This window comes from Diaphorobacter sp. HDW4A (assembly GCF_011305995.1).
Classification (GTDB): Bacteria; Pseudomonadota; Gammaproteobacteria; order Burkholderiales; family Burkholderiaceae_C; genus Diaphorobacter_A.
Genome location: NZ_CP049911.1, coordinates 213,144 through 226,968 on the forward strand (window position 1 = coordinate 213,144; position 13,825 = coordinate 226,968).

Here is a 13,825-nt window from a genome sequence, read left to right on the forward strand (position 1 = left end):
GGGAGGTCACATGTCCGCGACTACACCTACCCTTGAGATGGCCGGTGAACCCGTCAAAAGGGGCTGGATACGCCGATTCCTCCGTTACTCACTTTGGTCATTCGTCTGGCTGGTCCTGCTGTTGGGCGGGCTGGTGCTGGGGATGAAGCTCACAGGCCTTCGCATCGGAATTGATGTGCAGCGCCTGATTGGTGAACCTGCCTGCATGCCTTCACTGGTGTACCTCTGGCACAAGGGATTGCCGCGTCCACCGCAGGTCGGTGATGTGATTGTGGCCAGCATGCCTGATTCCGGGCTTCACATCGGTGCTCGGCCTGGAGACAGGATCGTCAAGGAAGTCTTTGCAGTGGCAGGGGACCACATCCGGATCCAAGGCACCGAACTGTGGATCAACGGAAAGCACACCGATCGCCTTTGGTTGGCCAAGAGCCTGCCGGGAAAAAAGTCCGGTGACTTCGATGCTGAGTACACGCTCAAGGATGGTCAGATTTTTCTCATGGGAACAACGCAAGAGAGTCTTGATTCTCGTTACTGGGGGCCTGTAAATCGTGAATCGATCATTGGTGGCGCAACTCCTCTTTTTTAGCGCATTTCATGTTGTCGGTGGTGTGGCCAGTGCTGCCGATGCAGCTGATTCTCGCGCACCCTGGCTGAACAATCTCCCAGCTACGGCTGCACAGCCCCTGCAGCTTCAAAACGCACCTCAAGGCACCCTGCGTGACTTCGGTATCAGCAATCCGCAAGGCACAGCCACGCCATGGATGAACGATGTCAAGAACAAGTTCATGCAGGAGGGGCGTGTCTCAAGTAAAGATCCTGGTGAAATGGATTTCGAGATGCAGGTGTTCATCTCGGAGGGGATGCCTGAAGGGGTCCTTCGCCAACTCTTCAAGCAGGCCCTTGATGACAAGCCGGGAAAAATCCGTTTTGTAGTGAGAGGCTTTGAACCTCAGAAGCTCGGAAAGCTGCTCAACAAATTCCGAAAACTGCTGCCAGATCCCTACAACGATGATGTTGTGGTGGAAGTGGATCCGAATGCGTTCCGCACCTACAACATCACTACGGTGCCTGTGTACCTGGTCAAGGACAACAACAAGTGGTACCAGATCAATGGAACAGCAAGTCTGGAGACCGCCAGAGAGTACGCCAAGAAAAAGGGCGCATACAACGCTGGTGAGTCCTACGCAATCAAGGAACCAGACATCCTGAGCGTGATCGAGGCGCGCGCCCAAAATTTCGAATGGCAACCTGTTCTCGACAGAGCTCGTTCGCGCATTGCGGCGAATCTCAAACCCGGGTTTGATTTGCCTACGACCAACCGAGATATCACAGCATATTTCGAGCCGACATTCACTGCACCGCATGACATCACCTCACCTGGTCCAAACGGTGCTGGAGAAATCACATTGGCCAGGGCAGGGCAGACCTTCAGGCTATTGGAGTACACGCGCCTGCAGGTGCCTGTCATCGTTTTCGATGCCTCTGATGAAAGGCAGATCCGCCTCGTGCAGAGCTGGCTCAGGAAGCCCGAATTCGCGTCTGCAGATCTGTTCATTGTGGGGACTGATGTTCAAGTCAAATCGCCACGCATGCCGGTGACATCCGAGCTCTCGCGAAAGCTCAAGCGGCCCGTATTCCCGATGATGCAGCGCCTTAGCGAGCGATTTGGACTTGAGGCGGTACCGGCAATCGTAGAGCAAGAGGGTGTGCGATTGCGCCTTCGGTATTTCGATCCGCAGACCAACAAGGAATAAACGGATGCGCAAATTGGTCAAGTCAATTCTGCTGGCATGTGCTCTCATGTTGTGCATGGGCGGGGCTCACGCCCAGGACTCCAAGATGATGAAGCTGGTGTGCAACAGCTACAGCCCGCTGGAGACCATGTTTAAGGACGTGTGCTGGTCGGGTATGTTTCCATTTCGCCTGATGGGTGCCACGTTCATGAGCGGCAAAAGTGGTGTCCCGACTGACGCGAGCAACAAGATCATTTGCGCGTGCGGCGGTGATCTCAAGGAAGGCAAATTGCCGCGTCTCGGCTTCACCCTTGGCTTTTGGGCCCCATCCAAGATCATGGATGTGACGCGACAGCCATTTTGCCTGCCGTCGTTGGGTGGGATTGAGTTGCCACTTGGCGATATGTCCTTCCTCAATGGTGGCGCGAACATGGGGCGAAGTGACCGGCATGAGGCCTTTGCAAACTGGGCGCTCTATACGTTTCCGATCATCTACATGCTGCGGTTGATCGACGATGGCGCATGCCCAGCAGATGGCATGACTGAGTTCGATCTTCTGCAGGCAAGCCCAATGTTCCCCAACTGGAATGATGTACTGGGCAGATACACGACATTCATCAATCCGGAGATGATGCTCTTCACCGGAGTCACCTCACTGTTTGCACTGCCAGTGGATACAGCGGCATCGACTGCTGGAAGCCCTATGAACAGCTTGTTCTGGGTGGCTGGGGGCTGGGGTCCTGTCTATCCCATCACGGGCTTCTATGGCAATGGCAACGGTCGAATGATTGACCCTGTTGGGTTCACGAGTCTCACTGCCATGCGTGGGGTGTCATTGTTGCACCGGCTGGGCATGCTCAATGAGACCATCGGAAATGACAATCTATGCGAGCGACATCCGCGCTTCATCATCCGAAAGGATGCGTATCGCTGGCAGTTTCTTGCTCCCTCACCTGAGACCAGTGGTCGCGCCCCTGAAGCTGGGCCACCTACGCAGAGCAGTTCTCAGGTCACAGAAGTGAACCCGCCATCCAGGTTCAGCTCGTGCACGCACTCAACAGGCTCCTCGACTGCTGCGTGGGGAATGTGGCGCGATGTTCCCGCGACTGGTGAGGACCACTCGTATTTGTTGTTCCAGTGGACCGATTGCTGCTTCGGCATTACACCGGATTGAAGAGGTACGACATGTACGCGAATACCGAAGATTACGATACCCTGCCGCGCCGAAACAAAGCACTCATGTTTGGTGGTCGCCTCATGCTTGCATGGGCGATCCTTGGCATGCCTCTGACATCGCTCAACAGCTTTGCACAGGGGTTTCCAACTACCCCTACGACTACGGAGCTGAAAGATTCCGCGCAGCAGATGCGCGCTGATGATGCGACCAGCAACACGCTTATCAACAAGCGGGCTTCCAGGCTTCTCAATGGCCAGTACAAGGACAACTCGCCTCTTCGGGGCCCGAAGATCATTGACGATGGCACTGAAGTTCGCAGCCCCAAGATCATCGCTGACCCAAACGAAGCCGCGCGAGCTGCAGCCGCAGCTGCAAAAGCGGCACCTCCTAAGTCACGACAAGAAATCGTCTCGGGTGCCCAGGCCGGTAGCAATGTCGGAATGGCCGTCTATCCACGCGCCGATGCAGGCACAACGGCAACCGTTAATACCCGAGCTGAACCCGGTGTGAACGACACATCCGGAAATCGGGTGAACATCAACCAGGTCATGCCAGGCTTCCGGCAAGATGAGGTGCAGCGGCTCCACAATCTTGGGGCTGACATGTTCAACAATCCCTCGAATACCAAGGCGATTGCAGAGAAGGCACGCAAGAACATGCGCCGTGATGGCTGCAGAAAAACAGACTTCGTCATGAAGTCACTGCAGAACATCGACCTTGCGCCAAACTCCCCGGAGCATCGCATTCTCAAGGTCGAGTTTTTCGACGTGACGAAAGAGCCGATTACCGGAACGAACCCAGTTGAGTACAAGACCATAACGACACCTACGACCTACAAGCGTGGGAACGTCAACTGGTTGGTGCCGACCCTGGGTGCCGCTTCCACCGTGTATTGGGACATCGTGGATGACTCCTACGCCATTCGCTATACCTACACGCCATACACTGAACCGCTAAATGTATCCGTCCGGCCAACCCATCTACCCCGAATGAGCAATTGCAAGCACCATCGTGTCCACGTAAACCATCGTGCACACCATGTCTCAAGAGATTCCCCATTCGCGCTCCTGTGTCCCCCGCACGCGCCGGGTCTACAGCGCGCAATTCAAGGCTGAACTGATCGCTGCGTGCCAGCAGCCCGGCGCATCAATTGCCGCCACAGCGCGTGAACATGGCATGAATGCCAACGTGCTGCATCGCTGGCTCAAGGAGCATCGTCTGGGCCAGCACCAGAGCGCCTGCGATACCGCGCATGCTGATGCGTCCGGCATCGCCCCACACTGCGCCGATGCAGCGGCTGAGCCAATGGCCAATGCACAGGCTGTTTGTGCCCCAGCGCATCAGGCTCATCCGGTGCCGTCCAACCCCGTGCCCGCCTTCATCGCGGTGGCGCTGGGCTCGCCGGTGATGGGGCCTCAGGCAGCGGGTGTACAAGCTGCCCCAAGTGCTGCATCGGCAGCTTGCTCATCAGACATCCGCATCGAGTGCTGTCATCACGGCACCCTCGTGACGGTCAATTGGCCGCTGGCCGCTGCTGGCGAGTGTTCCCGCGCATTGCAGGGTTTGTTGCAGGTGCTGCGGCAATGATCCGTATCGACGCTGCCTGGCTTGCCACGGCCCGCTGGACATGCGCGCCGGCACCGACACGGCGCTGGCCCGCGTAGTCGCCGTCTTCGGCGCCGCCCACCCTCACCATGCCTACCTGTTCGCCAACAGACGCGCCAACCGCATCAAGGTGCTGGTGCACGACGGCATAGGCATCTGGCTGGCCGCTCGCCGCCTGCACCAGGGCAAGTTCGTCTGGCCGACGCCAGGCGATGAGCAGTGGCAGTTGGAGCCTGTCCAGCTTGACGCCCTGGTGCTGGGCCTACCCTGGCAACGCATGGGAAACGCCGGCATTATCACCATGGTCTGAAGCCGGCGCGCAATCGGTGGATCTGCGCATGGCAGCGCAGTGCCATGCTTGGCACACTGCCTGTCATGTTGATGCAGCCGCAATTCCTGGATGATCTGAGCGCCGAGCAGCTGCGCGAGATGACCACGCGGCTGCTCACAGAACTACGCCACAGCCAGGCGCTCAACGCCAAGCTCACCCACGAGAATGCGCTCTTGAAACGCATGAAGTTCGCCGCACAGTCCGAGCGCTTCAACGCCGAGCAGCGCAGCTTGCTCGAAGACGAGATCGAGGCCGACTTGGCGGCTGTCTGCTTGGAGATCGAGCAGCTGCAGCCTGCGGCCGCTGCCCCGCAAGCCAAACAACAGCCCAAACGCCAGCCGCTGCCGGCCAATCTGCCGCGCCGCGAGATCCGCCACGAGCCCGATTCGACCACCTGCCAGTGCGGCTGTCAGATGAAACGCATCGGCGAAGACGTGGCCGAAAAGCTCGACTATGTGCCCGGCGTGTTCACGGTGGAGCGTCACATCCGTGGCAAGTGGGCCTGCGCCCAATGCGAGACCATCACCCAGGCGCCGGTTGAAGCGCATGTGATCGACAAAGGCATCCCCACCACCGGCCTGCTGGCCCAGGTGCTGGTGGCCAAATACGCGGACCACTTGCCGCTGTACCGTCAGGAAAGCATCTTTGCGCGCGCCGGTCTGGCCATTCCTCGCTCGACTCTGGCGCAGTGGGTAGGCACCTGCGGCGTGCGGCTGCAGCCGCTAGTCGATGCGCTCAAGGCGGAAATACTCGGCCACCGTGTGCTGCACGCCGACGAGACGCCAGTGCAAATGCTCAAACCTGGCAAGGGAGCGACGCATCGCGCCTACCTGTGGGCCTACGCGCCAGGGGCGTTCGAAGACATGAAAGCCGTGGTGTATGACTTCTGCGAGTCCAGGGCTGGCGAGCATGCCCGCAACTTCCTGGGCGACTGGAAGGGGCACTGGTTTGCGACGACTTCGCCGGCTACAAGGCCCTGATTGCCAGTGGCGTGACCGAGGTGGGCTGCCTGGCGCATGCCCGGCGCAAACTCTTTGACCTCCATGCGGCGAACAAAAGCCAGCTTGCCGGGTTCGCGCTGGAGCAATTCGCCAAGGTCTATGACATCGAGCGCGAGGTCAAGGAACTGAACGCCGATCAACGCAAAGCCATTCGTCAGCAGCACACCAAGCCGATCCTGGATGCGTTGCACCAGTGGATGACATTGCAGCGGCAGAAACTGCCCGATAGCTCAGCAACGGCCAAGGCCCTGGATTACAGCCTCAGGCGCTGGACGGCGTTGACACGCTTCGTCGATGACGGGCAACTGCCCGTGGACAACAACTGGATCGAGAACCAGATCCGGCCCATTGCCATTGGCAGAGCCAATTGGCTGTTCGCCGGCAGCCTGCGCGCGGGCCAGCGGGCGGCGGCGGTGATGAGCCTGGTGCAGTCGGCGCGCATGAACGGGCATGACCCCTATGCCTACCTCCAGGACGTGCTCACAAGGCTGCCCACGCACAAGGCCAGCCGTATCGACGAGCTCTTGCCGCACCGCTGGCAGCCCACTGACATCTGATCGTCAGCAATGGTCGCCATCGGCGGTCAACATGGGTTTGCCGTGCGCTTACTGATAGCGGAGCTCGACGGAGAGTTCACGCTCAAGCAGTTCTTCAACAGCAAGGGCGTAGTCAAGCTCAAGTCAGGAAATCAGGCGTTTCCTGACATCGTTCCCAAGGAGCCGCAGGAACTCAAAATTTGGGGCGTTGTTCGCAACAGCGTGAAAACCTTCGTGTAGATGGCCAGCCGATGTTCGCCTTAATCGATGGAAACAATTTCTACACATCGGCTGAGCAGGCATTCAGGTGTGCTCTCAAAGGCCAGCCAGTCATCGTGGCCAGCAATAACGATGGCTGCACAATTTCGCGCTCCGAAGAGGCGAAGGCCCTTGGAGTCAAGATGGGACAACCGCTCTTTCAGCTCAAACCATTGATCGCGCACAAAGGGTTGGTATGCTTGTCCGCGAACTTCGAGCTCTATGGCGATCTGAGCGATCGGATGATGAGTTTGGCTGCGGGGCTGGGACCAATTCAGGAGGTCTACTCAATAGATGAAAGTTTCATTGGTGGCTTGGATGGGATCAGAAATTTGACGCAGCGGGCGTGGGCAGTGCGGGCGCGGATTGAGCAGTGGGTTGGAATTCCATGCTGTGTTGGTTTGGGCCCGACCAAAACCATCAGTAAGCTCTGCAATAAAGTGGCCAAGGATGCTGAGAGAAAACCTGGTAGCTACCCAGCCGAATTCGTCCGAGTGTGCAACTGGCAAGAGATGGACGCGCGAATGCAAGAAGACATCTTGCGAAGGACGCCGGCAGGTGACATCTGGGGCGTTGGTAAGCGGATTAGTCTGCAACTGGCTGAACGTGGCATTCTGACGGCCTTGGACCTCGCACACATGCCTACTTCGATCGCTCGTACTCAGTGGAGTGTGGTGCTAGAGAGGACTGTCAGAGAGTTACAGGGCGTCAGCTGCATATCGATAGAGCAGGCCCCCCCTCCTAAAAAGCAGATTGCTTGCACGCGAAGTTTCGGACATCCAATCTCGACGCTCGATCCACTCACCGAGGCTGTCAGTGAGTTTGCTTCGCGAGCTGGCGAAAAGCTTCGCTCTCAAGGTCTACGTGCAGGAGCTATTCTGGTATTCGCGCATACAAGCCCGTTTCGGCCTGGCCCAAGGTTCTCAAAAAGTGCAACAGTCACCCTGCAGCCATCAACTTCAGACACGCGGATCCTTGTAGGCGCTGCAGTCAAGGGGCTGAGGTCAATATTTCAACCAGGCCATCAGCTCTCAAAAGCAGGGGTCATGTTGCTAGATCTGGCCAGCGGCCACTCGATGCAAGATGACATGCTGGCTGAGTTTCTTCCGTACCATGACCAAAGCCCTCTGATGGAGGCGGTGGACCACCTGAATCGACGGTATGGAAAAGGTACGCTCAGGGTAGGTAGCAGTGGCTTTGAGCATGTGGATCCAGATGGCTGGCGCATGAAACAGGAGCGGAGGACCCCACGCTACACGACCAGGCTGAATGAGGTTCCAATTGTTCGTGCTTGACGAAACAAGGAAGTCAGCCGCCTAAAATACGTTTATTGCATCTGTTCTCTCTAAGAATTCAGATGGCGTACTACTATATGGTGTATTTCCATTTTTTCACTGCACATAGGCCCCTATGACAATCTCAGAAGAGTTTTCTAGAACACCGCCTCATTCCATTGAGGCAGAATCAAGCATTCTGGGATGCCTTCTTCTAGACAACGAATCTTGGGATGTGATAGCAGATATCCTCTCTCCCGACGATTTTTACAGAAATGAACACCGGGAGATATTCCTGGCTATTGCGCAGCTCATTGCGGTCAACAAAGCTGCTGATGTAATTACTGTACATGAGCATTTGCTTTCGTCGAAAAAGGCAGAACAGGTAGGCGGCATGGTCTATCTGAATGCCTTGTCTCAGTATGTCCCCGGAACTTCAAATGTTCGCAGATATGCAGAAATTGTTCGCGAGCGTGCGATTTTGAGAGGATTGGCAAAAGCGGGTAACGAGATAGTGACCAATTCCTATGACACTGCTGGTCGCTCCGTGGAAATAATTCTTGATGAAGCCGAAGCAAAGATTTTGTCTATTGCAGAAGCGAGAGCAAAGGGCAGAACTGGTTTTCAATCAATTGATGCGCTCGTGATCGAGAACCTGGATGAAATTCAGCGCCTCGCTGATGATCCGAAAGCAGTAACCGGCACTTCCACCGGATTTATAGACCTTGATAAGTTAACAAGCGGTCTGCAGGACGGGGACCTAGTCATTCTTGCAGCAAGACCCTCTATGGGTAAAACCTCGCTGGCCATCAATATTGCAGAGAATGTGGCTCTGAATGATGGGAGCCCAGTCGCAGTTTTTTCCATGGAGATGGGAGCTTCGCAACTGTCCAAGCGGGTCCTTGGTTCCATCGGAAGAATCAACCAGTCGAATCTCAAATCAGGCAACCTCTCCGACGATGAATGGACGCGGCTGTCTGAGGCTGTGGAGAAACTTCGCACTGCCTCCATTCACATCGATGAGACAGCTGGCTTGACACCGTCGACGTTGCGTGCGGAGGCCCGAAGGCTAGCCCGCAAATGCGGAAAGCTTGGTTTGATCGTCGTGGACTATGTGCAGCTCATGAGCGGCTCCGGGGTTAGTACCTCGGAGAACAGAGCGACCGAGTTGGGCGAGATTTCTCGCGGTCTAAAGATGCTGGCCAAGGAACTCCAATGTCCCGTTATTGCGCTTTCTCAGCTCAATCGCTCAGTAGAGCAGCGAACCGATAAACGACCAATGATGTCCGATCTCCGTGAGTCGGGGGCATTGGAGCAAGATGCCGATGTGATCATGTTCATCTACCGCGACGACTACTACGACAAGAGCTCAAAAGAGCCCAACATCGCAGAAATCATTCTTGCCAAGCAGCGTAATGGCCCCACGGGGACTGTAAAGCTGTTTTTTGAAAAGTCACAAACCCGTTTCGAGAATCTGGCCACGGGATCCAGTGAGGAATATTGAGAAGGGAGGCCTCCTTTTTTCATACCTCGGGTAAATTCGGATTACATGACCTGGCCATGTTCGTGATACATTAGTCAAACAATAGAAGGGCTCTAGCACATTTAATTTCCTTAAATTTAATCCGGGTATTAAAATTCCCATCGCTATGACTGATATTCCATCCTCGTCGGTTCTGATTGATCTGTGGCTCGATTCGAGCAATGACGAGTCGCGATCCAACATTGGCATCACGAATGAGGAGTCCTATCGGTATTTCTGGAACACCTGGATCAAGTTCCTTGCAGTGGTCATTGGGACCGAAGGTGAAGAAAACCAGCAACTGTGGCAGATGGCTACCCCAGAGATCGTCCTGCAGTTTCTCAGTTCTGGAACAAAAGCCCGGAAGATGGAAGAGGGCGTAAGCGCCATCACCAAGCGCAGGTACTGGCGGCTGCTCGATCGTATTTATGAGTTCGCACTGGCCAATCACTGGGTGGAGCGCAATCCCGCGCTTGCGATTCGTCAATGGGAAAAGCCTGCCCAGGAAAATCCCAAGGGAGCCATCCTCAACCACAAGCAATGGTTGAGTGGCCTGTCCATGCTCGATCAGGCATCCGCGAACGAACCCATCCCGGCGCGCAACCACGCTATCTTGCTGTGCCTGTACGAAACGGGCATTACGCCCGAGGAAGTCCGCTCTCTGACCCTTCAATCCTGCGTGCGAGATCCGGCCACCGGCAGCATCACGCAGCTGCAGATCGACGGTGCCGGAGTGAACCAACGCCGTCGATTCACCGCCAGCAACACGCTGGCCTCAGCCTTGGCCAACTGGCTTGCTCACCGTGAGCAACTGAGCAAGGCACACAAGACCGAACACCTGTTTTGCTCGACCCATGGCCGAATGATGGGGGCGGATAACCTGCACCTGCTGGTTCGCGAACACCTGCTCATGGCCAATGCCACAACGGACACCGATCCAGCAATGCGGCTGGGGCCCCAGGTCATCCGGAATACACGTCTGGTCCATTGGGTCAACCAGGGAACGCCCAAATCTCAGGTTGCCGTGTGGGCGGGCCTGAAGAATGAAAAAGGGCTGTATCACCTGGCCGCGCATTTCAACCCGCAGCTCGACACGCATTTACCCGGCTGATGCTTGACACGGGCGGAGCTGCTGCACACCTGCAGGTGAAGCAGGCATGGCCATGCTCGCATGGGACGCACGTCGACGCGCCCCTCAGTTCACAAGCGCTCGATCGCCAACCAGCACCAGTTGCTGGCGCTGGCCAACAAGCCACCTGATCCGGCGAGAGTGCTGGGTCCAGCTCCGACTACCTGACAGCACCGAGGTGCTGGCCACCTGATCAACATCCACCGCCGTCGACCGAGCACCTGGTGCTGGTGCGCTTTGTGCTGCGCTGCGCGGGGTCGTCTCAGAAAACGGAAAATAAAGCACGCTAAGACGGTGGCAGCGGTCGCAATGGCCTGAACTTCCCCGCACCGACCTTGGCACTGCTGCGCCATAGGTAATCGCCGGTCAGGTTGATATGCTCCCACCCCAGCGGTGACAGATATTGCAGCAACGTGTCGTCCAGCGCCTTGCCGTGGGCACGCAAAGCACTGGTGGCACGCTCCAGATAGACCGTGTTCCACAACACGATGGCCGCCGTCACCAGATTGAGGCCGCTGGCCCGGTAGCGCTGCTGCTCAAAACTGCGGTCGCGGATTTCACCCAATCGGTAGAAGAAGACCGCCCTGGCCAGCGCGTTGCGCGCCTCGCCCTTATTCAGCCCCGCATGGACGCGGCGGCGCAGCTCCACGCTTTGCAGCCAATCCAGAATGAACAGCGTGCGCTCGATGCGCCCCAGCTCGCGCAGGGCGACGGCCAAGCCGTTTTGGCGCGGATAGCTGCCGAGCTTGCGCAGCATCAGCGAGGCCGTCACCGTGCCCTGCTTGATCGAAGTGGCCAGCCGTAGGATTTCATCCCAATGAGCGCGAATAGCCTTGATGTTCAGCCTGTCGCTGCTAATCATCGGCTTGAGTGCATCGTAGGCAGTATCGCCCTTGGGAATGAACAGCTTGGTGTCGCCCAGGTCGCGGATGCGCGGCGCGAACCGGAATCCCAGAAAGTGCATCAGGCCGAACACATGATCGGTGAAGCCCGCCGTGTCGGTGTAGTGTTCCTCGATACGCAAGTCAGACTCGTGGTACAGCAGGCCATCGAGCACATAGGTCGAGTCGCGCAAGCCGACGTTGACCACCTTGGCGCTGAAGGGCGCGTATTGGTCGGAGATATGGGTATAGAACGTCCGCCCAGGGCTACTTCCATACTTCGGATTGATATGCCCGGTGCTCTCTGCCTTGCTGCCGGTTCGGAAGTTCTGGCCGTCCGACGATGACGTGGTGCCGTCGCCCCAGTTTCCGGCGAAGGGTTGTCGAAACTGTGCGTTCACCAGCTCGGCCAGCGCCGTCGAATAGGTTTCGTCGCGAACGTGCCAGGCTTGCAGCCAAGACAGCTTGGCGTAGGTGGTGCCAGGGCAGGACTCGGCCATCTTGGTGAGCCCAAGATTGATACCATCAGCCAGAATCGTCGTCATCAGCAAGGTTTTGTCCTTGGCCGTGTCGCCGGTCTTCAGGTGTGTGAAGTGGCGCGTGAAGCCCGTCCATTCATCGACCTCCATCAGCAACTCGGTGATCTTGAGGTGCGGCAGCAACATCGCCGACTGGTCAATCAAGGCTTGCGCGGCGTCTGGCACCGCTGCGTCCAGCGGCGTGATCTTCAGGCCCGATGCAGTGGTGATGATGGCATCCGGTAAGTCGTTGGTCGCCGCCATGCGGTTGACTGTGGCGAGTTGCGCCTCCAATAATTCCAGTCGGTCATGCAGATATTGGTCGCAGTCGGTGGCCACGGCCAGTGGCAATTCGCTGGCCAGCTTCAGGGTGGCGAACTTCTCGATCGGCACCAGGTATTCGTCGAAGTCCTTGAACTGGCGCGAACCCTGCACCCAAACATCACCAGAGCGCAGTGCGTTCTTCAGCTCCGACAGGGCGCATAACTCGTAGTAACGCCGGTCAATACCCTCGTCGGTCAGAACCAGCTTTGCCCAGCGCGGCTTGATGAATGCGGTTGGCGCATCGGCGGGCACCTTGCGCGCGCTGTCGCTGTTCATGCCGCGCAGCACGTCGATGGCATCGAGCACACCCTTGGCGGTGGGCGCGGCGCGCAGTTTGAGCACGTCCAGGAACTGCGGCGCATAGCGGCGCAGCGTGGCGTAACTCTCGCCGATATGGTGCAGGAAATCAAAATCGGCAGGCCGCGCCAGCGTTTGCGCCTCGGTGACGCTGGCGGCGAAGGTGTCCCACGGCATGACCGCTTCGATGGCGGCGAACGGATCGCCGCCGCTTTGTTTGGCTTCAATCAGCGCCTGACCGATGCGGCCATACATCCGCACCTTGTCGTTGATCGCCTTGCCGGAAGCCTGGAACTGCTGTTGATGCTTGTTCTTGGCCGCATTGAACAGCTTGCCGATGATGCGGTCGTGAAGGTCGATGATTTCATCAGTGACGGTGGCCATGCCCTCGATGGCCAGTGCTACCAAGGTGGCGTAACGCCGCTGCGACTCGAACTTGGCCAGGTCGGCGGGCGTCATCTGGCCGCCCTCGCGGGCGATCTTGAGCAAGCGGTTTTGGTGTACCTGCCGTTCGATGCCAGCAGGTAGGTCAAGCGCCTGCCAGGCTTTGAGGCGTTCGATGTGTTCAAGCATGTGGCGCGAGTTCGGCTTGGCGGGCGATTGGCGCAGCCACGCTAGCCACGTCATTTTGCTACCATCCTTGCGCTTGAGCAGTTCGTCCAGGCGCTGGCGATGGACAGGTATCAAGGAATCGGCCAATGCCGCATGGATGCTCCGGTTGGCACGGGTAATGGCCTCGGCGCTTGCGCGCTCGATGGCATTCATGGCGGGTAGGATGATGCTCTGCCGCCGCAGGTTTTCAACAAGGGTGCTGGCCAGCACAATGCCTTTGTCTGTTTGCAAGGCCAGTTCGGTCAATGTATGCACGGCTTGCCGGTAGTGACTCATGGTGAAGGGCTTGAATCCAAACACCGTTTGCAGCTCGACCAAGTGCTCCCGCCGTGTCTGCTCGCGCTGGCCGTAATCGTTCCAGCTTTCCACCGGCACCTTGAGTTGTGCGGCCACCATGCGCAGCAGGGGCGGAAATGGAGGTTCATCGACGCCCAAGAAGATGCCAGGGAATCGCAAGTAGCAAAGCTGCACGGCGAAGCCCAATCGATTCGCGGCGCCGCGACGCTGACGGATCACCGACAGGTCGGTTTCGTTGAACGTGTAGTGCCGTATCAGCTCGTCTTTGGCATCTGGCAGTGCCAGCAGACTTTCGCGCTCGGTGGCGGACAGGATTGAGCGGCGTGGCAT

Annotated in this window: 11 protein-coding genes and 1 pseudogene; 11 read left to right on the forward strand and 1 reads right to left on the reverse strand. The window is 57.5% G+C overall.

Annotation, left to right across the window (positions count from 1 at the left end):
• Nucleotides 1–10 precede the first annotated feature (10 nt).
• The 11 genes and pseudogenes from lepB to G7047_RS30560 all read left to right on the forward strand — a co-directional run bounded on the left by lepB (nucleotide 11) and on the right by G7047_RS30560 (nucleotide 10,548).
• Nucleotides 11–586: a signal peptidase I gene (lepB, locus tag G7047_RS30510; RefSeq protein ID WP_240939619.1), complete on the forward strand. Its 576-nt coding sequence runs from the start codon at nucleotides 11–13 to the stop codon at nucleotides 584–586.
• Nucleotides 564–1,754: a TrbC family F-type conjugative pilus assembly protein gene (locus G7047_RS30515; protein ID WP_240939620.1), complete on the forward strand. Its 1,191-nt coding sequence runs from the start codon at nucleotides 564–566 to the stop codon at nucleotides 1,752–1,754. Before lepB ends, G7047_RS30515 begins: the two co-directional genes overlap by 23 nt.
• Before the next feature lie 85 nt (nucleotides 1,755–1,839).
• Nucleotides 1,840–2,907: a TraU family protein gene (locus G7047_RS30520; RefSeq protein ID WP_240939621.1), complete on the forward strand. Its 1,068-nt coding sequence runs from the start codon at nucleotides 1,840–1,842 to the stop codon at nucleotides 2,905–2,907.
• 11 nt (nucleotides 2,908–2,918) lie between these two features.
• The gene (locus G7047_RS30525) at nucleotides 2,919–4,025 is read left to right on the forward strand and encodes a hypothetical protein (protein ID WP_166312452.1); all 1,107 of its coding nucleotides are present in this window, start codon (nucleotides 2,919–2,921) and stop codon (nucleotides 4,023–4,025) included.
• Nucleotides 3,949–4,497, forward strand: coding sequence for a transposase (locus G7047_RS30530; RefSeq protein ID WP_082759168.1), 549 nt, complete (start codon nucleotides 3,949–3,951; stop codon nucleotides 4,495–4,497). Before G7047_RS30525 ends, G7047_RS30530 begins: the two co-directional genes overlap by 77 nt.
• Nucleotides 4,498–4,537: 40 nt before the next feature.
• Entirely contained in the window at nucleotides 4,538–4,825 is a 288-nt protein-coding gene (gene tnpB / locus G7047_RS30535) for an IS66 family insertion sequence element accessory protein TnpB (RefSeq protein WP_166312453.1), read from the forward strand.
• A gap of 71 nt (nucleotides 4,826–4,896) precedes the next feature.
• Nucleotides 4,897–6,404 (forward strand): annotated as a pseudogene (locus G7047_RS30540) (IS66 family transposase).
• 9 nt (nucleotides 6,405–6,413) lie between these two features.
• Complete coding sequence (locus G7047_RS30545) at nucleotides 6,414–6,623, forward strand: LexA family transcriptional regulator (protein WP_166312454.1); 210 nt, start codon at nucleotides 6,414–6,416, stop codon at nucleotides 6,621–6,623.
• 11 nt (nucleotides 6,624–6,634) lie between these two features.
• On the forward strand, nucleotides 6,635–7,936 hold the full coding sequence (locus tag G7047_RS30550) for a Y-family DNA polymerase (RefSeq protein WP_166312455.1): 1,302 nt from the start codon (nucleotides 6,635–6,637) through the stop codon (nucleotides 7,934–7,936).
• A gap of 115 nt (nucleotides 7,937–8,051) precedes the next feature.
• On the forward strand, nucleotides 8,052–9,419 hold the full coding sequence (gene dnaB, locus G7047_RS30555) for a replicative DNA helicase (protein ID WP_166312456.1): 1,368 nt from the start codon (nucleotides 8,052–8,054) through the stop codon (nucleotides 9,417–9,419).
• Between the two features lie 283 nt (nucleotides 9,420–9,702).
• Complete coding sequence (locus G7047_RS30560) at nucleotides 9,703–10,548, forward strand: site-specific integrase (RefSeq protein ID WP_166312457.1); 846 nt, start codon at nucleotides 9,703–9,705, stop codon at nucleotides 10,546–10,548.
• Nucleotides 10,549–10,852: 304 nt separating this feature from the next.
• Here G7047_RS30560 and G7047_RS30565 read toward each other — a convergent pair whose 3' ends face one another.
• A complete protein-coding gene (locus G7047_RS30565) occupies nucleotides 10,853–13,825 on the reverse strand; it encodes a Tn3 family transposase (protein ID WP_166312458.1) in 2,973 nt (990 codons plus the stop codon).

What these genes read in the sequence shown, in the direction of transcription:
- G7047_RS30565 (WP_166312458.1), bottom strand. Translation starts at nt 13,825, where the DNA reads ATGCCACGCCGCTCAATCCTGTCCGCCACCGAGCGCGAAAGTCTGCTG.
- G7047_RS30520 (WP_240939621.1), top strand. Translation starts at nt 1,840, where the DNA reads ATGATGAAGCTGGTGTGCAACAGCTACAGCCCGCTGGAGACCATGTTT.
- lepB (WP_240939619.1), top strand. Translation starts at nt 11, where the DNA reads ATGTCCGCGACTACACCTACCCTTGAGATGGCCGGTGAACCCGTCAAA.
- tnpB (WP_166312453.1), top strand. Translation starts at nt 4,538, where the DNA reads ATGCGCGCCGGCACCGACACGGCGCTGGCCCGCGTAGTCGCCGTCTTC.
- G7047_RS30530 (WP_082759168.1), top strand. Translation starts at nt 3,949, where the DNA reads ATGTCTCAAGAGATTCCCCATTCGCGCTCCTGTGTCCCCCGCACGCGC.
- G7047_RS30550 (WP_166312455.1), top strand. Translation starts at nt 6,635, where the DNA reads ATGTTCGCCTTAATCGATGGAAACAATTTCTACACATCGGCTGAGCAG.
- dnaB (WP_166312456.1), top strand. Translation starts at nt 8,052, where the DNA reads ATGACAATCTCAGAAGAGTTTTCTAGAACACCGCCTCATTCCATTGAG.
- G7047_RS30525 (WP_166312452.1), top strand. Translation starts at nt 2,919, where the DNA reads ATGTACGCGAATACCGAAGATTACGATACCCTGCCGCGCCGAAACAAA.
- G7047_RS30545 (WP_166312454.1), top strand. Translation starts at nt 6,414, where the DNA reads ATGGTCGCCATCGGCGGTCAACATGGGTTTGCCGTGCGCTTACTGATA.